Origin of the sequence: Mycobacterium sp. pR1184 (genome assembly GCF_041287235.1) — a bacterium.
Lineage (GTDB): Bacteria > Actinomycetota > Actinomycetes > Mycobacteriales > Mycobacteriaceae > Mycobacterium.
This window is the reverse complement of record NZ_JBGGKR010000019.1, coordinates 16,339-33,903: the sequence shown is the minus strand read 5'-3', so window position 1 is coordinate 33,903 and position 17,565 is coordinate 16,339. Positions and strand designations below refer to the sequence as shown.

Below are 17,565 nucleotides of genomic sequence, written 5' to 3'. Positions count from 1 at the left end.
GCGGTGGCGGGAGCGGCGGGTGGTTATAGCAACCTGCTGGCGGAGAGATCGCCTGCATCGCATAGCCTTTGGCACTACGAAGTCAATCAACTCGCATGTCACCCACGCCGGAGAGTTGCGAAGCGATCCCGTGGGCAATTAATCATGCAGCGGAAATAGCCGTGCGCTGCAGGCGATCTCACACATGCCAGGGGCGGCGTGTGAACTTTCGCATTGATGCGCGCCAGGTCGCTCCGAAGAATCGGGTCCTGGTTGTGGCAATCGTGGCTTCGATGGTCACCTTTCTCGACGGCAACATCATCAACTTGGCCCTGCCCGCCACAGCGCACGAACTCGGCGGGGGCTTGACGCTGCAGCAGTGGATTGTCGACGGCTATTTGCTGGCGCTCGCGGTGGCGATTCTGCCGGGCGGCTCTCTTTCCGATTTGTTCGGGCGACTGCCGATGCTGCGCGTCGGCTTGGTGACTTTCGCGCTGGGTACGGCCCTGGCGGTCGTTGCCGCGTGGCCGGCGATGCTGATCGTCGCTCGGCTTGTCCAAGGTCTGGGCGGTGCGTTGCTGGTCCCGGGTTCGCTAGCCCTGATCAATTCCACCTTCGACCGCACCGAACGTCCCGCCGCCATCGGAGCGTGGACCGCCTGGACCAGCACGATCTTCGCGCTGGGCCCGGTGCTCGGAGGACTGGCCGTCGACTACCTCGGCTGGCGGTGGATTTACTTCCTGCTGATGGTGCCCGCCATCGTTGCGTTCGCGCTGACATACTGGCTGCGCCCGACACCGCGTCCCGTCGAACGCGCCCGCGTTGACTTCGCCGGTGCTGCGTTGACCGCGATCGGGCTCGGCGCCATCGTGTACGCGCTCATCGAGTCCAATCGGGGCGGCTGGAGCAACCCCTTGGTCGCGACCCTATTAGCGGTGGGTGTCGCGGCGCTGCTCGCGTTTGTGGCCTGGGAGCGTCGCGCCCCGCAACCGATGGTGCCGCTGAAACTATTCGCCATGCGCAACTTCGCCGGGGCCAATCTGGCGACCGCATTCATTTACGGCGGCCTGACGCTGGGTTCCATCGCCATGGCGCTATATCTACAAGAGGTTGCGGGTTATTCAGCCCTGCTGGCGGGTCTGATCACTCTGCCCACTCCCGTTGCGTCGATGCTGTTCGCCCGCCGGGTGGGCAACGCCGCTGCGCGTGTCGGCCCGCGGATCTTCCTGACCGGTGGCCCGGTGTTGGCCGCGATCGGACTGCTGACGATCTGCCCTTCCGGTCATCATTTCGATTTCCTCACAAACCTGCTGCCGGGCCGGCTGATGCTGGCTGCCGGGTTGGTCCTCACCATCACGCCGCTGAGCTCGGTCATCTTGGTTTCGGTTGAGCCCGTCCACAGCGGAATCGCGGCAGCGATCCAAAACGCGGTAGGTCGGACTTCCGCGTTGACCGCCGTGGCGTGCCTGGGGGTAATCACCGCAGGCCCACTGAACAACGCCGGTTTCACCCGGCTACTGGAGGTTTCGGCATTGCTGTATCTCGCGGGCGCCGTCGTCGCTGCGATGGCCGTCGCCAACCCGGCAGTGCCCGCTGAACCGATCACCGAGAAGCTGCCCCTCGGGGACACCGCGGGCGAAACGCCCACGCCCGTCTGGCCGACCGCACCCGAACCGCAGCGGCCGCCGCGGCTTCGGGTCGGGCACGCGATGAAAAGAACGCTCGGCCCGATGCCCCTGCGAGCGCATCTGCGCCACGTCACGCGGTATGCCGAACCCTCCGACGAGCTGTCCTGAGCCTTCGCGTTTGGCGGTTCCCCCGGCGCGGCGCGCGTGCCGCCGGGCTAGGGTGAGCGCCGTGGCCGAGACCGCGCCGCTGCGCGTGCAACTGATCGCCAAGACCGAGTTCTTGGCGCCGCCCGACGTGCCGTGGACCACCGACGCCGACGGCGGGTCCGCGCTGGTCGAGTTCGCCGGGCGCGCCTGCTACCAGAGCTGGTCGAAACCCAACCCCAAGACCGCCACCAATGCCGGTTACATCAAACACATCATCGACGTCGGCCACTTTTCGGTGCTCGAGCACGCGACTGTGTCGTTCTACATCACCGGCATCTCGCGGTCGTGCACTCACGAACTGATCCGGCACCGCCATTTCTCCTACTCGCAGCTTTCGCAGCGCTATGTCCCGGAGACGGAATCGCAGATCGTCGTCCCGCCGGGCATGGAGGACGACCCCGAACTGCGCGAGATCCTGGCCGCGGCCGCTGACGCCAGCCGCGCCACCTACACCGAGCTGCTGGCCAAGCTCGAGGCCAAGTTCGCGGATCAGCCCAATGCGGTGCTGCGCCGCAAGCAAGCGCGCCAGGCGGCCCGCGCGGTGCTGCCGAACGCCACCGAAACCCGCATCGTCGTGACCGGGAATTACCGCGCCTGGCGGCACTTCGTCGCCATGCGTGCCAGCGAGCATGCCGACGTGGAGATCCGGCGGCTGGCCATCGAATGCCTGCGTCAGCTCATCGACGTCGCGCCGGCGGTGTTCGCCGATTTCGAGATCTCCACCCTGGCCGATGGCACCGAGGTCGCAACCAGTCCGCTGGCCACCGAAGCCTGAGCCGACTGCGCCGGCTCGCGCACCGAAGCCTGAGCCGCGCGGCGGCGAAATCGGGTTGGCACCGCCAGGTAATCTTGGACCCGTGAGTTCTGTCGGATTCGATGCCCCCGCGCGTCTGGGAACCTTGCTGACCGCAATGGTGACGCCGTTCGGCCCCGACGGTTCCCTCGACACCGCCGCGGCGGCGCGCGTGGCAAACCACCTGGTGGACGCCGGTTGCGACGGGTTGGTCGTCTCGGGAACCACTGGTGAATCGCCCACCACCAGCGACGACGAGAAGCTCGAACTGCTGCGCGTGGTCCTCGAAGCCGTGGGGGACCGGGCACGTGTCATCGCCGGCGCGGGCACCTACGACACCGCGCACAGCATCAAGCTGGCGAAGGCCAGCGCGGCCGAGGGCGCACACGGACTGCTGGTGGTCACGCCGTACTACTCGCGGCCGCCGCAGCGCGGGCTGATCGCGCACTTCACCGCCGTCGCCGACGCCACGGACCTGCCGGTGCTGCTGTATGACATCCCGCCGCGGTCGGTGGTCCCGATCGAACCCGACACGATCCGCGTGCTGGCGTCACACCCAAACATCGTCGGGATCAAGGACGCCAAAGCCGATCTGCACAGTGGCGGCCAGATCATCGCCGAGACCGGTTTGGCCTACTACTCCGGAGACGACGCGCTCAATCTGCCCTGGCTGGCGATGGGCGCGACGGGCTTCATCAGCGTGATTTCTCACCTCGCCCCGAGCCAGCTTCGGGAGTTGTTGTCCGCCTTCGGTTCCGGGGACATCGCGACCGCCCGCAAGATCAACGTCGCGGTAGCGCCGCTGTGCAACGCGATGAGCCGCCTGGGCGGAGTGACGCTGTCCAAAGCGGGTCTGCGCCTGCAGGGCATCGACGTCGGTGATCCCCGGTTGCCGCAGGTGCCCGCGACGCCCGAGCAGATCGACGCGCTGGCCGCCGACATGCGTGCGGCCTCGGTACTTCGGTGACCCAAGGGGTGGCATAGAAAGTGGATGTAGACCTCAGCCCGCCAGGTCCATTGACCACAGGTGGGTTGCGGGTGACCGCGCTCGGGGGCATCGGCGAAATCGGGCGCAACATGACGGTTTTCGAGCATCTGGGCCGGCTGCTGATCATCGACTGCGGGGTGATGTTTCCCACCCACGACGAGCCCGGCGTCGACCTGATCCTGCCCGACCTGCGCCACATCGAAGACCGGCTCGACGACATCGAGGCGCTGGTCCTGACCCATGCGCACGAGGACCACATCGGGGCGATCCCATTCCTGCTGCGGCTGCGGCCCGACATCCCGGTCGTCGGCTCCAAGTTCACCCTGGCGATGGTGGCCGCGAAGTGCCGCGAGCATCGGATCAAGCCGGTGTTCGTCGAAGTCAAAGAGGGACAGAGCAGCCGCCATGGCGTGTTCGAGTGCGAATACTTCGCGGTCAATCACTCCATCCCGGACGCACTGGCCATCGCGGTGTACACCGGCGCGGGAACGGTTCTGCACACCGGCGACATCAAGCTCGACCAACTGCCGCTGGACGGCCGGCCCACCGACCTCCCCGGCATGTCGCGGCTCGGCGGCGCCGGTGTGGATCTGTTCCTGTGTGACTCGACCAACTCCGAGATCCCCGGGGTCGGGCCGTCGGAGAGCGAGGTGGGCCCGACGCTGCACCGCCTGATCCGCGGCGCCGAAGGCCGCGTGATCGTGGCTTGCTTCGCCTCCAATGTCGACCGAGTGCAGCAGATCATCGATGCCGCAGTGGCTTTGGGCCGGCGAGTGTCGTTCGTCGGGCGCTCGATGGTGCGCAACATGAGCATCGCCCGGGACCTGGGGTTCCTGCGGGTGGACGACTCCGACCTGATCGACATCGGGGCGGCCGAGATGATGGCGCCGGAGCGGGTGGTGCTGATCACCACGGGCACCCAGGGGGAGCCGATGGCCGCGTTGTCCCGGATGTCGCGCGGCGAGCATCGCAGTATCACCTTGACCGCGGGGGATCTGGTCGTGCTGTCGTCGTCGCTGATCCCGGGCAACGAGGAGGCCGTCTACGGCGTGATCGACGCGCTGGCCAAGGTCGGTGCCCAAGTGGTCACCAATGCCCAAGCCCGGGTGCATGTTTCGGGCCATGCCTACGCCGGCGAACTGCTCTTCCTCTACAACGGGGTGCGGCCCCGCAATGTGATGCCCGTGCACGGCACCTGGCGCATGTTGCGCGCCAACGCCAAACTGGCCGCCTCTACCGGGGTGCCGCAGGAGTCAATCCTGTTGGCCGAGAACGGCGTGAGCGTCGATCTGGTCGGCGGCAGGGCGTCGATCGCCGGTGCGGTGCCGGTCGGCAAGATGTTCGTCGACGGGCTCATCACCGGCGACGTCGGCGATATCACGTTGGGCGAGCGGCTGATTCTGTCCGAGGGCTTCGTCGCGGTGACCGTGGTGGTAACCCGCGGCACCGGGCGACCGGTGACGACGCCGCACCTGCACTCGCGCGGATTCTCCGAGGATCCCAAGGCTCTCGAGCCTGCGGTGCGCAAAGTCACCGAAGAGCTCGAAGCGCTGGTCGCCGACAACGTCACCGACCCGATCCGGATCGCGCAAGGCGTACGGCGCACCGTCGGCAAGTGGGTCGGCGAAACCTATCGCCGCCAGCCGATGATCGTTCCGACCGTCATCGAAGTGTGACGCGGTTACGCGAGATGTAATCTGCCGCAGTACTTTCCGCGCTTCAGGACAAATAGTTCAGGCCAAGCCCAAAATACTGTTCAGCGAACCGGTAACTTCGGCGAGCGACGCGACCAGGCGTTCGTCGTCGGCGTCGCCGGCCGCGGTCGCGGCGGCTTCTGCTCTGCGCAGCGCGTCGTTGATGCGCTCCTCGACCACCTCGGAGCCCAGCCTGAGCAGGCCCGGCTCGATGGTGAGGCCGGTCAATACCAGGTGCCTGTCCACCGTCACTTCGACGGTTTCGGTTTCGTCGGTGACCGTGATGGTATCGGTGTTCGTTCGATGGATATGGTCGTCGATGATCGACTGAAATTGCTGTGCTTGCGCCAGCGCCTCGGCGACCTGCGGGTGCATTTGGGCGGTCATCAGTGCCGTCCCTCCGTTGTCAGGAACAGTATTTTTGGGGCTGAACTGGTCACGTTTTTCGGTCCAGAATCCCTTCAAGTTTAAAGCCCGTTAGCCGCGGAGAATGCACTTGTTTAGTCAGCATTTTTTGAGTGAATCCAATTTTTATATGCCATTAGTGCGCAAAAAATTGGTGCGCGGATAGCGTCAAATGCCGTGTTACGTTGCGTATGCGCAACTGTTGCCTAGGTGCAACGTTCGAACGAAGGGAATCTCCGATGTCTATCTTTGCTTCTGCCGCCAGGTGCATCGCCAGCCTGGCCAACCTGGGTCAGCAGGGCGCCGGCCTGGGCCTCGATTTCAGTGGCTGGAGCGGCTCAACGCCGGGCGCTGAAGGCTACGCGACGACAGCCACCAACACCGCGGCCGACCTTGGGTCGATCGGGGCCGCCATCGGCGGCAAGATGATGTCTCGGTCCATCAAGAACATGTCTCAGGCTGAACTGATCCAGCTGCAGAACCGGATGGGCGGACAAAAGGGCGTCAACGACTTCGCCAAAGCGGCCAGCATCATCTCCTGGACCATCACCACCGTCCAGCTTTTGCAGCTGACGACCGGATTCGGGACGCCGTATGACGGCGCTGCCCTGCAAACCGGTTCGCAACAATTCACTTCGCTCGCCGGGCAGCTGAAGTCCGCACTTCCCGACACCGAGTGGCAGGGCGATGCGTCGCAAGCCTATGCCGACCTGGACGCGGCGCTGCAGACAGCGGCGCAGCAAATGGCCGACCTGGACACCCAGCTGGCGGCTCTGGTGAAAAACCAGGGCGAGTGGGTCACCCATATGCAATTGGCTTTCAGCATATTGAACGGTCTGCTCACCACGGCCCTGATCATCGAGTTGATTCTCACGATGGCGGTGCCGGCGCCGGTCGGGCCCGCCGTGGCGAAGATCTTCGCGATCACGGTTGCGAGTTTGGGGATTGCGGCCGCCGTGAGCTTCCTGGGGACGTTGCTCGGCTATTCGATCGAGAACGGCAAAAAGGCCGATGCCTTGGCCGAGCGCTACGCGGCGCTGGTCGCGGGAATCGTTCAAACCGACACGGTCGCCCAGGCGCAGGTCGCCGTCTCCCGCCAGTCCAACTCCGCGATGTCGGGCTTCGAGGCCATCTCGGCCGGCCTGTCCGGACCATCCGCCGTCGCCGACGCGCCGACGGTCGCCCCGCCGGCGAGCACAGCCGAGGATCGCGCGCAACAACGCGTGCACGCCGAGCGCAACGCCGCTGATTCTCGCGGCGCCGCGGCTCCCGCGGCCACGGACGCGCCGGCTTACGCGCCTGCGTCCGCGCCGACGGGCACCATGCCCACGCTTGTCCAGGCCGCCGCGATGTCCGGCACGAACCTGGCCGGCCGGGTCTCCCAGCCCGAAAGCCTGGTCAACCAGGCCAGGTCGCAGGTGCGCCAACTCGCCCAGCCGGACCCACAGGAAGACGCTGCGGCACCCGCCAACGAGGTCCGTGCCGACGACGGTGCGGGTACGAGTCTGGCGGCACAAGGAACCGAGCGCGCACCGATCGGCGCGGCGCCAGCGGCCGCCGCACCGGCGGAGGTGCCGAGCGCGTTCCCGCGCGGCGTGTAATTCCTTGCAAACTAACGCAATTCAGCAGGATCAAGGAGAGTAACCATGGCTGATCTAGCCGTCACACCAGAACACCTCGACAATTTGGCGACCAAGCAAGACCAGGCAGCTACTCAGGCCAAGACCGCCGGGTCCGCGGGCTCCAATGTAGAAGTAGCCGTGTGGGTCACCCACGGCGTCATCAGCGGGACATCCAACGTGGCCTTCACCAACGCCGCTGCCGCGCGGAAGAAGACGGCCGACGCCATGAGCAAGGCGTCGACCGGGCTTGCCGGCAAGCTGCGCACCGCAAAGGCCGTTTACGGCAGCGCCGACGACGAAGCGGGCAAGAGCATCGACCGACAGCTCCTGGATCGCTGACCACGTCAGATCTTCTCGGCGTAGGCCGACCATTCCAGTTGCGACGCCTTGAGTTTGCGTCCGGTGGGTGCGACGTAACGCGCGACCAGTTCATCCGGCCCGGCCTGCTCGACCAGTCGCCAGCCGTATTCGCCGATGAAGTCGGCGACCTCGTCGGGCTCCAGGCCGAAATGCCAAAGTTGTTTGCGCTGGCGCACCGTGCGGTACAACGTGCGGGTGCCGTAGCGATTTGTCCCGTCGATGAAGTCGCGGCGGACGTAGGTGAACACCAGCCGGCTGCCCGAAGCCGCAGCCCGCAGCCCATCCAGCGTTCGCCGCACCCCCTCCTCGGTCAGGTACTGCGTCACGCCTTCACAGACGAAGAAAGCCCGGTAGTCGGTGCGATAGCCGTGCTCGGCCAGGGCGGTCAGCAGGTCGTCACGCTCAAAATCCAAGGCTACCAAGCGAACCGAGAGCGGGGGACCGCCCAGCACCCGCCGCAGCGTCTTGGCCTTGCGGGCGATGTTGACCGGCAGGTCCACTTCGAAGACCGGCATCCGGACCCGCCGGTTGAGCAGGTAGGCGCGGGTGTCCAGTCCGGCGCCGAGGATGACGACCGCATCGATATCGTCGAGGGCCTCGGTGATCTTGTCGGCGATGAATCGTTTGCGGCAGGCCAGGTTTGCCCACAGGCCGGGGCCGCTGTACTCGGATGCGCGAATCATCAGCCGGCGGATCGGCGTCGCCCGGGTCGTCGCGACCAGCCAGCGCAGCGGCGCCGGCAGGAACAGATCCGCGAGGTCGTCGTCGACCAGCCGGCGCCCGACCGGTTCGTTCTGTTCGACGGCGGCCAGCACCATGGGGCCGAAAGCGGTTTGCGCAGCGGGGTTTCGCGCCATGGCAGCTACTTGTTCAAGAAGCCCGCGTCGACCGGCAGTGTCACGCCGGTGATGTAGCGCGCCTGGTCGGACACCAGCCAGGCCACCGCGTTGGCGATGTCCTCGGGGTCCAGCGCCTCCACCGGCATGGCATTGCCCATCGCCGCGGGCGCGTCGGTCGCGGCTGCCATCGTGGCCAGCCATTCCCGGGTGAACTCGTTGTTGATCATCGGCGTATCCACGCCGGACGGGTGAATCGAGTTGACCCGAATCATTTCCTTCGCAAGCAAATTCGCGTATATCCGCATCAAGCCGACCACGCCGTGCTTGGCGGCGGCGTAACCGACCGAACCGGCGTCCGGGCTACCGACGCCGGCCAGTCCCGCCGCTGAGCTGATCAGCACGATCGAGCCACCGTCACCCTGGGCCACCATTGTCGGTATCGCAGCCTTGATCGTGTTGTAGACACCGGTCAGGTTGACGTCGATGACATCGCGCCAGCCGTCGTCACCGGATTGCATCGGCGCGATGCCGGCGTTGGCCACCACGATGTCGAGGCGGCCGAGCTCGTCGATACCGGCCTGTACGGCGGCCGACAGCGACACGCGATCACGCACATCGGCCTGCTTGGCCACGATGCGGGCGCCGGTGTCTTCGACGAGTTTGACGGTCGCCGCCAGGTCCTCCGGCGTGGCCAGGGCATAGGGCACGCTGGCGATCGGCGCGCAGATGTCGACCGCGATCACGTCGGCGCCGTCGGTGGCCAGTCGCACCGCGTGCGCACGGCCCTGGCCGCGGGCCGCGCCGGTGATCAGCGCGACCTTTCCCTGCAGCGGGCCGGGAGCGGTCACTGCCGCAGTTGTCCCTTGTCCGCGTCGCCCGCGGGAACCGGCTGCAGCATCTTGATGTCGGGCGCCCCGGCGAGGTGCTCCCCGGCCGCGGCGAACATCTTGCCCACCGCGGGCGCGGTGCTGTGCACCTTCAGCGCCTCCTCGTCGGCCCACTGCTCGACGAACACGAAGGTCTCACCCGACTCGTGCACCGCATACAGCTGGCAGCCGGGTTCGGAGTGCACCTCCTCGGCCGCGGCCTTGAGGATGTCGCGGACGGTGTCAACCGATTCGGGCTTGACGGTCAAGGTGGCGACGACGACGACGGGCATGCGGTGCTCCTTGAAGGGGTGACGGAGGGGATGCAAATCACCCTACTCACCCCCGATTACCGACCGCTGGCACGTCCAGCGCGGCGAAACGACGCTGGCGTGGGCCGTTTCGGGCTCACAGACGCCTTCGGATGACCGAACCGACACCCTTTTGTGACCCGTGTGGCAGATGGTGAATATGGTGCTAGTGCGACTAGGCTGGTGGACATGCCTAGTAAGACCGCTGCCCGCTCCGCAACCCGAACGAGCAGGTCAAAGGCCACCTCACGCTCCGGCGGGTCCCGAAACGCACGACCGGCACCTGCCCGGAAGAAGGCGAGCAGGGCGGCCAAGCGGCACAACCGCTCGCTGCTGGTTGCCGCCGGGGTCACCGGCGGGCGCGCGTTGCGGGCCACCTGGCTGATGGCGGCACGCGGCACCGGCGGTGCGGCACGGTCGATCGGGCGCGCCCGCGACATCGATCCCGGGCACCGGCGCGACGGCATCGCGCTGGTGCTGCTGGCGCTGGCCGTCGTGGTCGCCGCGAGCTCGTGGTTCGGCGCCGCACGGCCGATCGGCGCGTGGGTCGACACGGTGCTGCGCACCTTCATCGGCGCCGGTGTCCTGGCCCTGCCGCTCGTGCTCGGCGCGGTGGCCGTGCTGCTGATGCGCACCGAGCCCAACCCCGAGGCCCGGCCGCGGCTGATCTTGGGGGCCAGCATGATCAGCTTTTCGCTGCTCGGCCTGCGCCACCTGTGGTCGGGCTCGCCGGGTGACCCCGAATTGCGCCGTCGCGCAGCGGGATTCGTCGGCTTTGCGATCGGTGGCCCACTGTCTGAGGGGTTGACACCCTGGATCGCCGCGCCGCTGTTGTTCATCGGCGCGCTGTTCGGCCTGCTATTGCTGACCGGCACCACGATCCGCGAGCTGCCCGTGGTGATGCGCAACATGTTCCACACCCGATTCGTCGACGAGGTGTACGACGACGAGGACTACTACGACTACGACGACGCCGAAGACCAACCGGGCGAAGACTTTTCCGACGGATACGACGACGGCCCCGCCGACAAGCAACCGCGGGCCTGGGCGGCGGAGAAAGCCCCCGTCGCCCTGGACGAACCGCCCGCCGACGAGACGCCGACCATCCCGGAGCCCACGGCTCGCACCCGCCGCAAAGCCGCCAAGAAACCGGAAACCCCGGTCGTGGACCGGGTCGTCGAAGGCCCGTACACGCTGCCGTCGATGGAGCTGCTGGTCGCCGGCGACCCGCCCAAGAAGCGCAGCGCTGCGAACACGCAGATGGCCGAGGCGATCGGTGAGGTGCTGACCCAGTTCAAGGTCGATGCGGCCGTCACCGGCTGCACCCGCGGTCCGACGGTCACCCGCTACGAGGTGGAGCTGGGGCCGGGTGTCAAGGTCGAGAAGATCACCGCGCTGCAGAAGAACATCGCCTACGCCGTGGCCACCGAGAGCGTGCGCATGCTGGCGCCGATCCCCGGCAAGTCCGCCGTCGGCATCGAGGTGCCCAACACCGACCGGGAGATGGTGCGGCTGGCCGACGTGCTCACCGATCCGTCCACCCGCCGCGATCACCACCCGCTGGTGATCGGGCTGGGCAAGGACATCGAGGGCGAGATGATCTCGGCCAATCTGGCCAAGATGCCGCACCTGCTGGTCGCCGGCTCCACCGGTTCCGGCAAGTCCAGCTTCGTCAACTCGATGCTGGTGTCGCTGCTGACCCGGGCCACGCCGGAGGAGGTCAGGATGATCCTGATCGACCCGAAGATGGTGGAACTGACGCCCTACGAAGGCATTCCGCACCTGATCACGCCGATCATCACGCAGCCGAAGAAGGCCGCCGCGGCGCTGGCCTGGCTGGTCGAGGAGATGGAGCAGCGCTACCAGGACATGCAGGCGTCGCGGGTGCGGCACATCGACGACTTCAACGCCAAGGTTCGCTCCGGCGCAATCACCGCGCCGCTGGGCAGCCAGCGCGAGTACCGGCCGTACCCGTATGTGGTCGCGATCGTCGACGAGCTGGCCGACCTGATGATGACCGCACCGCGCGACGTCGAGGACGCCATCGTGCGGATCACCCAGAAGGCCCGCGCCGCCGGCATCCACCTGGTGCTGGCCACCCAGCGCCCGTCCGTCGACGTCGTCACCGGGCTGATCAAGACCAACGTGCCCTCGCGACTGGCGTTCGCGACGTCGTCGCTGACCGACAGCCGGGTGATCCTGGACCAGCAGGGCGCCGAGAAGCTGATCGGTATGGGTGATGGCCTGTTCCTGCCGATGGGCGCCAACAAGCCGCTGCGTCTGCAGGGGGCCTACATCACCGACGAGGAGATCCACGCCGTCGTCAGCGCCTGCAAGGACCAGGCCGAACCCGAGTACACCGAGGGTGTCACCACCGCCAAGCCCACCGCCGAGCGCACCGACGTCGACCCCGACATCGGCGACGACATGGACGTCTTCCTGCAGGCCGTCGAGCTGGTGGTGTCCAGCCAGTTCGGCTCCACCTCGATGCTGCAGCGCAAACTGCGCGTCGGCTTCGCCAAGGCCGGCCGGCTGATGGATCTGATGGAGACCCGCGGCATCGTCGGGCCCAGCGAGGGATCCAAGGCGCGGGAGGTGCTGGTCAAGCCCGACGAGCTGGCCGGAACGCTGGCACTGATCCGCGGCGGGGCGAACGCCGACGGCGGCGGCGACGACGGCGACTAGCTGCGGTCAGAGCAGCAGCAGCATCCGGGTGTTGCCGAGGATGTTGGGCTTGACGTAGCTCAGGTCCAGGAACTCCGCGACACCGATGTCGTAGGAGCGGCACATCTCCTCGAACACCTCGGCGGTGACCGGCGTGCCCTCGATCTCGGTGAACCCGTGCCTGCCGAAAAACTCGGTTTCGAAGGTCAGCACGAAGATCCGTTCCAGCTGCAGCTCGCGCGCGACGTCGAGCAGGCACTGGACGATCGCGTGGCCGACACCATGACCCGTCGCGGCGGGGTCGACCGCGACGGTGCGGATCTCGCCGAGGTCCGACCAGAACACGTGCAACGCCCCGCAGCCGACCACCTTGCCGTCCAGCTCGGCCACCCAGAACTCCTGGACGGCCTCGTACAGCGTCACCAGGGCCTTTTCCAGCAGAATCTTGCCCGCATAGGTGTCGACGAGGTGCTTGATCGTGGGGACGTCGGATGTTCGCGCGCGCCGGACGACCACTTTCTGGTTCTCCCGAGAACGTTCGGTCACGGGTAACAGTATTGACATCGAGGGCGGCTGTGCTGGTCAACCGTTATTCTGATGCCGTGTCGGGGCAGCCGCAGACAGGACCGGTGGCGGGACGCGTCAGCATCGCCAACCTGGCCAATGTCCTCACCCTGGTGCGGCTGGTACTGGTTCCGATCTTCCTGCTTGCTTTGTTCGCCGGCGGCGGCCACGAAACCGTCGCGCGGATCGTGGCTTTCGTGGTGTTCGCGGCGGCGTGTATCACCGACCGGCTGGACGGTCTGCTGGCCCGCAACTACGGCATGGCGACCGAATTCGGCGCGTTCGTCGATCCGATCGCCGACAAGATGCTGATCGGCTCGGCCCTGGTCGGCCTGTCGATGCTCGGCGATCTGCCCTGGTGGGTGACCGTGCTGATCCTGGTCCGCGAGATCGGCGTGACCCTGTTGCGGCTGGCCGTGATTCGCCGCGGCGTCATTCCGGCCAGCTGGGGCGGCAAACTGAAGACATTTGTGCAAGCGGTGGCGATCGGATTGTTCGTGCTGCCGCTGTCGGGACCGTTCCTGGTCGCGGCGTCGGTGGTGATGGGAGCCGCGATCGTGCTGACCGTGGTGACCGGGATCGACTACGTGGCGTCGACCGTCAAGGAAGTGCGGCGGACGGGAACCTAGGCGGCAGCTGCCGGCGTTGACCTCATGAAGCAGCTTTGCCGGACGAAGGAGAGCAGGATGTCGCCATTGGTGCGCGAGGTCATCGGCGAGGTGCTGCGCCTGGCCCGAACGACCCAGGGACGGACGCTGCGCGAAGTATCGGACACGGCGCGGGTGAGCCTCGGCTATCTCTCCGAGGTGGAGCGTGGCCGCAAGGAGGCGTCCAGCGAGCTGCTGAACGCCATCTGCGACGCGCTGGACGTCCCGCTGTCGACGGTGCTCACCGACGCCGGTGAACGAATGGCGGACGAGGAACGCGCCGCGGCCGCGCAGACCGCCGAGGCCAGTGCGTCCACCATCGACGCCACCACGAAGGTCGTCATCCCGCAGGTCGCGTCGTTCGCGGTGGCCTGAGGGTGGGGCGAACGGCCCCAACCCGTTAAATTGAGCGGCAGGGTGATCGCCAGGGCTCAGCAGGGGGCCTCCGGCACACAGAAACGAAGGTGGAGCTAACTCATGGCCAATCCGTTCGTCAAAGCGTGGAAATACGTCATGGCGCTGTTCAACGCGAAAATTGACGAGCACGCCGATCCCAAGATCCAGATTCAGCAGGCCATCGAGGAAGCCCAGCGCACCCATCAGGCGCTGACCCAACAGGCCGCGCAGGTGATCGGCAACCAGCGTCAGCTGGAGATGCGGCTCAACCGGCAACTGGCCGACATCGAGAAGCTGCAAGTCAACGTGCGCCAGGCGCTGACGCTGGCCGACCAGGCCACCGCCGGCGGAGACGCCGCCAAGGCCGCCGAGTACACCAACGCCGCCGAGGCGTTCGCGGCTCAGCTGGTGACCGCCGAGCAGAGCGTGGAAGACCTCAAGACGTTGCACGACCAGGCGCTGGGCGCGGCGGCACAGGCCAAGAAGGCGGTCGAGCGCAACGCGATGGTGTTGCAGCAGAAGATCGCCGAGCGCACCAAGCTGCTCAGCCAGCTCGAGCAGGCCAAGATGCAGGAGCAGGTCAGCGCGTCGCTGCGGTCGATGAGCGAGATCGCCGCGCCGGGCAACACGCCGAGTCTCGACGAGGTGCGCGACAAGATCGAACGGCGCTACGCCAACGCGGTCGGATCGGCAGAGCTCGCCCAGAGTTCGGTGCAGGGCCGCATGCTCGAGGTCCAGCAGGCCAGCGTCGAGATGGCGGGTCATTCTCGGCTCGAGCAAATTCGCGCGTCGATGCGTGGCGAGGCGCTGCCGACGGGTGGAACCGCGGCGGCTCCCGGAGCCACGCCGGCCACTCCCGCGCCGGCCGAGGGTGCCGGCGGGCAGGTGGCCGAGAAACCTTTCGGCCAGTAGCCCGGCCGGTGTGACATGGCGGTGAAGGCAACGCAGCGCGGGCTTTGGCGCGCACTGCTGCAGCAGGGGCTGGAGACCGCCGCCGACGTGACCGGCTTCGTCGCCCAGAAGATCAGCGCGGCCGCCGACCCGCGGGCGCGGCTGCTGCGCCGCCGCCGTCGTGCGCTGCGCTGGGCCTGGATCTTCACCATCGGCAGCGTGTTCTGGGGTTTGGTCACCGCGGTGCTGGCGTGGTGGGGCTGGTTCGTATTGCTGCTGCAGGTCACCGGCGGGATCGCGGTGCTCGAGACGATTCCCGCGACGCTGCTGTTCTTTCGCTACCACTGGCTGAAGGCCGAGCCGCTGCCGGCCAGCCGGCCCGCCAACGCCCGCCGGCTACCGCCGCCCGGCTCCGCGGCGCGACCCGCGATGTATGCACTCGGCGCCTCCGAGCGCGGGTTCTTCTCGCTGTTGGGCGTCATCGAGCGCGGCGCCATGTTGCCGTCGGACGAGATCAGCGATTTGACCGCGGCGGCGAACAGGACCTCGGCGGCGATGGCGTCGACCGCCGCGGAGGTGGTGTCGATGGAGCGCGCGGCGCACAACTCGGAATCGTCGCGCGCGTATCTGGTGCCCAGCATTAACGCGTTCACCGCGCAGCTGGGCGCCGGCGTCCGCCAGTACAACGAAATGGTTACCGCCGCAGCGCAATTGGTTTCCTCGGCGAACGGTGATGGGCTAGCGGATGCACACCAGCGCTACCGGGCCGAGCTCGCCGAGGCTACCGACCGCCTGACCGGCTGGGCGCAGGCGTTCGACGAACTCGGTGGGTTACCGCGACGCTAGAAGGACTGTTTGAGCGACGGTAGCACCAGCGCGGCCAGCCCACGTAGCAACGCCTTGGTCATGTCGAAGAAGTCAAAGTAGTCCCGCCACAACGTGATTCGGCCGTTGTGGACCTCGAACACGCCACACACCCAGAACTGCAGGCGCAGCGGGCCCAGGATCAGTGCATCGCTGCGCTCGGTGAGCACCGCGGCACCGTCGGCGGCAATGCGGTGAATCTTCACCTCGAACCCCGCGCGACCGTCCATTCGGCGAAACAGCTTCATGGCTCGGGCACGACCGTGGATTGTCGGCAGCCCGACGTTTTCGTAGACGAGGTTGTCGTCCAGCGAGGCGTCCGCGGTGTCGAAGTCCGCGTCCATCAGGGCGTTCAGAAAAGTCTCGACCGTGCGCGTGTTCGCGACGGCTGTTCCAGTCAGCTCGGTCATGGTGCCAGAGTAGGCGCGCGCCCGTTGAGCGCTGTGGCAGGGTAAGGCGGTGCGAGTCGCCGTGGTCGCCGGGCCGGATCCCGGGCACTCGTTTCCCGCGATCGCGTTGTGCCAGCGCTTCCGGGACGCGGGCGACGAGCCGACCCTGTTCACCGGCGAGGAATGGCTGCAAGCCGCCCGCGACGTCGGCATCGAGGCGCTCGCGCTGGACGGGCTGGCCGCGACCGACGAAGACGTCGACGCCGGGGCCCGAATCCACCGGCGCGCGGCGCGAATGGCGGTGCTCAATGTTGCGGCGCTGCGCGACCTAGCGCCCGACCTGGTGGTGTCCGACGTCATCACCGCCGGCGGCGGCATGGCCGCCGAGCTGCTCGGGATCCCGTGGATCGAACTGAACCCGCACCCGCTGTATCTGCCGTCGAAGGGGTTGCCGCCGATCGGCAGTGGGCTGGCGCCGGGTATCGGCATTCGCGGCCGGCTGCGCGACGCCACGATGCGGGCGCTGACGGCGCGGTCGGTGCGCACGGGTCTGCAGCAGCGCGAGATGGCGCGCACCGAGATCGGACTGCCGGCGCGCGATCCCGGTCCGCTGCGACGGCTGATCGCGACGCTGCCCGCCCTCGAGGTGGCCCGTCCGGACTGGCCGGCCGAGGCCGTCGTCGTGGGACCGCTGCACTTCGAGCCGACCGATCGCATCCTCGAGGTCCCGGCCGGCTCCGGGCCGGTGATCGTCATCGCGCCGTCGACCGCCTTGATCGGGACCGAGGGCCTGGCCGAAGTCGCGCTGGGCTGCCTGACGCCGGGGGAGACGTTGCCGGCGGGTTCGCGCCTGCTGGTGTCGCGGTTGGACGGACCGGACCTGACGGTGCCGCCGTGGGCGGCCGTCGGGCTGGGCCGTCAGGACGAGCTGCTCTCCCATGCCGACGTCGTGATCTGCGGCGGCGGCCACGGCATGGTCGCCAAGACGCTGCTGGCCGGGGTGCCGCTGGTGGTGGTTCCCGGCGGCGGGGATCAGTGGGAGATCGCCAACCGGGTGCAGCGGCAGGGGAGTGCGCGGCTGATTCGGCCGCTGACCGCCGATGCGCTGGCCGACGCGGTCAACGACGTGTTGTCGACGCCGGGCTACCGCGACGCCGCGCGCACCGCCGCGTCGGGTATCCACCGCGTCGCCGACCCGGTTCGGGTGTGCCACCAAGCGCTGGCGCTCGCGAAATAGCGGGGCTCGGTATGTTGGCTGGCGTGCGGCTGACGGAGTTCAACGAGCGGGTGGTGCTGCGATTCGGCGCCGCCTACGGCGCATCGGTACTGGTAGATCACGTGCTGCCCGGTTTCGACGGCCGGACCGCCGCCCAGGCGATCGAGGACGGCGTCGAACCCCGCGACGTCTGGCGGGCGTTGTGCATCGACTTCGACGTGCCCCGTGAGCAATGGTGAGCT

19 protein-coding genes are annotated in these 17,565 nt (G+C 67.4%); 13 read left to right on the top strand and 6 right to left on the bottom strand.

Annotated elements, in window-relative coordinates; all coding sequences use genetic code 11:
* Nucleotides 1-200: 200 nt before the first annotated feature.
* The 4 genes from ACAG21_RS26065 to ACAG21_RS26050 all read left to right on the top strand — a co-directional run bounded on the left by ACAG21_RS26065 (nt 201) and on the right by ACAG21_RS26050 (nt 5,271).
* The gene (locus ACAG21_RS26065) at nt 201-1,775 is read left to right on the top strand and encodes an MFS transporter (protein WP_243393841.1); all 1,575 of its coding nucleotides are present in this window, start codon (nt 201-203) and stop codon (nt 1,773-1,775) included.
* Nucleotides 1,776-1,836: 61 nt separating this feature from the next.
* Complete coding sequence (thyX, locus tag ACAG21_RS26060; RefSeq protein ID WP_096286306.1) at nt 1,837-2,589, top strand: FAD-dependent thymidylate synthase; 753 nt, start codon at nt 1,837-1,839, stop codon at nt 2,587-2,589.
* 82 nt (nt 2,590-2,671) lie between these two features.
* Complete coding sequence (gene dapA / locus ACAG21_RS26055; RefSeq protein WP_370499151.1) at nt 2,672-3,574, top strand: 4-hydroxy-tetrahydrodipicolinate synthase; 903 nt, start codon at nt 2,672-2,674, stop codon at nt 3,572-3,574.
* A 20-nt stretch (nt 3,575-3,594) separates the two neighbouring features.
* Complete coding sequence (locus ACAG21_RS26050; protein ID WP_370499150.1) at nt 3,595-5,271, top strand: ribonuclease J; 1,677 nt, start codon at nt 3,595-3,597, stop codon at nt 5,269-5,271.
* Nucleotides 5,272-5,328: 57 nt separating this feature from the next.
* Here the strand turns inward: ACAG21_RS26050 and ACAG21_RS26045 are convergent, their stop codons facing one another.
* Nucleotides 5,329-5,754, bottom strand: coding sequence for a YbaB/EbfC family nucleoid-associated protein (locus ACAG21_RS26045; protein ID WP_370499149.1), 426 nt, complete (start codon nt 5,752-5,754; stop codon nt 5,329-5,331).
* 179 nt (nt 5,755-5,933) lie between these two features.
* Between ACAG21_RS26045 and ACAG21_RS26040 the strand changes: the two genes are divergently transcribed.
* Together ACAG21_RS26040 and ACAG21_RS26035 are read left to right on the top strand one after the other, a co-directional pair.
* Nucleotides 5,934-7,295 (top strand): EspA/EspE family type VII secretion system effector, encoded by a 1,362-nt coding sequence (locus ACAG21_RS26040; RefSeq protein ID WP_370499148.1) that lies wholly within the window; start codon nt 5,934-5,936, stop codon nt 7,293-7,295.
* Nucleotides 7,296-7,340: 45 nt separating this feature from the next.
* On the top strand, nt 7,341-7,655 hold the full coding sequence (locus ACAG21_RS26035) for an ESX-1 secretion-associated protein (protein ID WP_370499147.1): 315 nt from the start codon (nt 7,341-7,343) through the stop codon (nt 7,653-7,655).
* 5 nt (nt 7,656-7,660) lie between these two features.
* Here ACAG21_RS26035 and ACAG21_RS26030 read toward each other — a convergent pair whose 3' ends face one another.
* The 3 genes from ACAG21_RS26030 to ACAG21_RS26020 are packed head-to-tail and all read right to left on the bottom strand — an operon-like array spanning nt 7,661 to nt 9,674.
* On the bottom strand, nt 7,661-8,533 hold the full coding sequence (locus ACAG21_RS26030) for an SAM-dependent methyltransferase (RefSeq protein WP_342930360.1): 873 nt from the start codon (nt 8,531-8,533) through the stop codon (nt 7,661-7,663).
* 5 nt (nt 8,534-8,538) lie between these two features.
* Complete coding sequence (locus tag ACAG21_RS26025; protein ID WP_370499146.1) at nt 8,539-9,363, bottom strand: mycofactocin-coupled SDR family oxidoreductase; 825 nt, start codon at nt 9,361-9,363, stop codon at nt 8,539-8,541.
* Nucleotides 9,360-9,674, bottom strand: coding sequence for a putative quinol monooxygenase (locus ACAG21_RS26020; RefSeq protein ID WP_370499145.1), 315 nt, complete (start codon nt 9,672-9,674; stop codon nt 9,360-9,362). Before ACAG21_RS26020 ends, ACAG21_RS26025 begins: the two co-directional genes overlap by 4 nt.
* Nucleotides 9,675-9,881: 207 nt before the next feature.
* Here ACAG21_RS26020 and ACAG21_RS26015 point away from each other — a divergent pair, with 207 nt between their 5' ends.
* A complete protein-coding gene (locus tag ACAG21_RS26015) occupies nt 9,882-12,377 on the top strand; it encodes a DNA translocase FtsK (protein ID WP_370499144.1) in 2,496 nt (831 codons plus the stop codon).
* 6 nt (nt 12,378-12,383) lie between these two features.
* Here the strand turns inward: ACAG21_RS26015 and ACAG21_RS26010 are convergent, their stop codons facing one another.
* The gene (locus ACAG21_RS26010; RefSeq protein ID WP_370499143.1) at nt 12,384-12,902 is read right to left on the bottom strand and encodes an amino-acid N-acetyltransferase; all 519 of its coding nucleotides are present in this window, start codon (nt 12,900-12,902) and stop codon (nt 12,384-12,386) included.
* 56 nt (nt 12,903-12,958) lie between these two features.
* On the opposite strand from ACAG21_RS26010, the gene pgsA reads away from it, so the two are divergent.
* From pgsA to ACAG21_RS25990, 4 genes are all read left to right on the top strand, one after another.
* Nucleotides 12,959-13,549, top strand: a complete 591-nt coding sequence (pgsA, locus tag ACAG21_RS26005; RefSeq protein ID WP_370499142.1) for a CDP-diacylglycerol--glycerol-3-phosphate 3-phosphatidyltransferase — start codon at nt 12,959-12,961, stop codon at nt 13,547-13,549.
* 57 nt (nt 13,550-13,606) lie between these two features.
* Nucleotides 13,607-13,942 (top strand): transcriptional regulator ClgR, encoded by a 336-nt coding sequence (gene clgR / locus ACAG21_RS26000; RefSeq protein WP_370499141.1) that lies wholly within the window; start codon nt 13,607-13,609, stop codon nt 13,940-13,942.
* Between the two features lie 102 nt (nt 13,943-14,044).
* On the top strand, nt 14,045-14,875 hold the full coding sequence (gene pspA, locus ACAG21_RS25995; RefSeq protein ID WP_370499140.1) for a phage shock protein PspA: 831 nt from the start codon (nt 14,045-14,047) through the stop codon (nt 14,873-14,875).
* Nucleotides 14,876-14,890: 15 nt separating this feature from the next.
* A complete protein-coding gene (locus ACAG21_RS25990; protein ID WP_370499139.1) occupies nt 14,891-15,700 on the top strand; it encodes a hypothetical protein in 810 nt (269 codons plus the stop codon).
* Here the strand turns inward: ACAG21_RS25990 and ACAG21_RS25985 are convergent.
* Complete coding sequence (locus ACAG21_RS25985; protein ID WP_370499138.1) at nt 15,697-16,128, bottom strand: limonene-1,2-epoxide hydrolase; 432 nt, start codon at nt 16,126-16,128, stop codon at nt 15,697-15,699. The genes ACAG21_RS25990 and ACAG21_RS25985 overlap by 4 nt on opposite strands.
* 49 nt (nt 16,129-16,177) lie before the next feature.
* On the opposite strand from ACAG21_RS25985, the gene ACAG21_RS25980 reads away from it, so the two are divergent.
* Together ACAG21_RS25980 and ACAG21_RS25975 are read left to right on the top strand one after the other, a co-directional pair.
* Entirely contained in the window at nt 16,178-17,344 is a 1,167-nt protein-coding gene (locus tag ACAG21_RS25980; RefSeq protein ID WP_370499137.1) for a glycosyltransferase, read from the top strand.
* Nucleotides 17,345-17,355: 11 nt separating this feature from the next.
* Nucleotides 17,356-17,562, top strand: coding sequence for a DUF3046 domain-containing protein (locus ACAG21_RS25975; protein ID WP_370499136.1), 207 nt, complete (start codon nt 17,356-17,358; stop codon nt 17,560-17,562).
* Nucleotides 17,563-17,565 lie beyond the last annotated feature (3 nt).

Excerpts from the sequence above, each read along its gene's own strand:
- ACAG21_RS26040 (WP_370499148.1), top strand. The coding sequence starts at position 5,934 with ATGTCTATCTTTGCTTCTGCCGCCAGGTGCATCGCCAGCCTGGCCAAC.
- ACAG21_RS26035 (WP_370499147.1), top strand. The coding sequence starts at position 7,341 with ATGGCTGATCTAGCCGTCACACCAGAACACCTCGACAATTTGGCGACC.
- ACAG21_RS26030 (WP_342930360.1), bottom strand. The coding sequence starts at position 8,533 with ATGGCGCGAAACCCCGCTGCGCAAACCGCTTTCGGCCCCATGGTGCTG.
- ACAG21_RS26020 (WP_370499145.1), bottom strand. The coding sequence starts at position 9,674 with ATGCCCGTCGTCGTCGTCGCCACCTTGACCGTCAAGCCCGAATCGGTT.
- ACAG21_RS26015 (WP_370499144.1), top strand. The coding sequence starts at position 9,882 with ATGCCTAGTAAGACCGCTGCCCGCTCCGCAACCCGAACGAGCAGGTCA.
- clgR (WP_370499141.1), top strand. The coding sequence starts at position 13,607 with ATGTCGCCATTGGTGCGCGAGGTCATCGGCGAGGTGCTGCGCCTGGCC.
- pspA (WP_370499140.1), top strand. The coding sequence starts at position 14,045 with ATGGCCAATCCGTTCGTCAAAGCGTGGAAATACGTCATGGCGCTGTTC.
- ACAG21_RS25990 (WP_370499139.1), top strand. The coding sequence starts at position 14,891 with ATGGCGGTGAAGGCAACGCAGCGCGGGCTTTGGCGCGCACTGCTGCAG.
- ACAG21_RS25985 (WP_370499138.1), bottom strand. The coding sequence starts at position 16,128 with ATGACCGAGCTGACTGGAACAGCCGTCGCGAACACGCGCACGGTCGAG.
- ACAG21_RS25975 (WP_370499136.1), top strand. The coding sequence starts at position 17,356 with ATGTTGGCTGGCGTGCGGCTGACGGAGTTCAACGAGCGGGTGGTGCTG.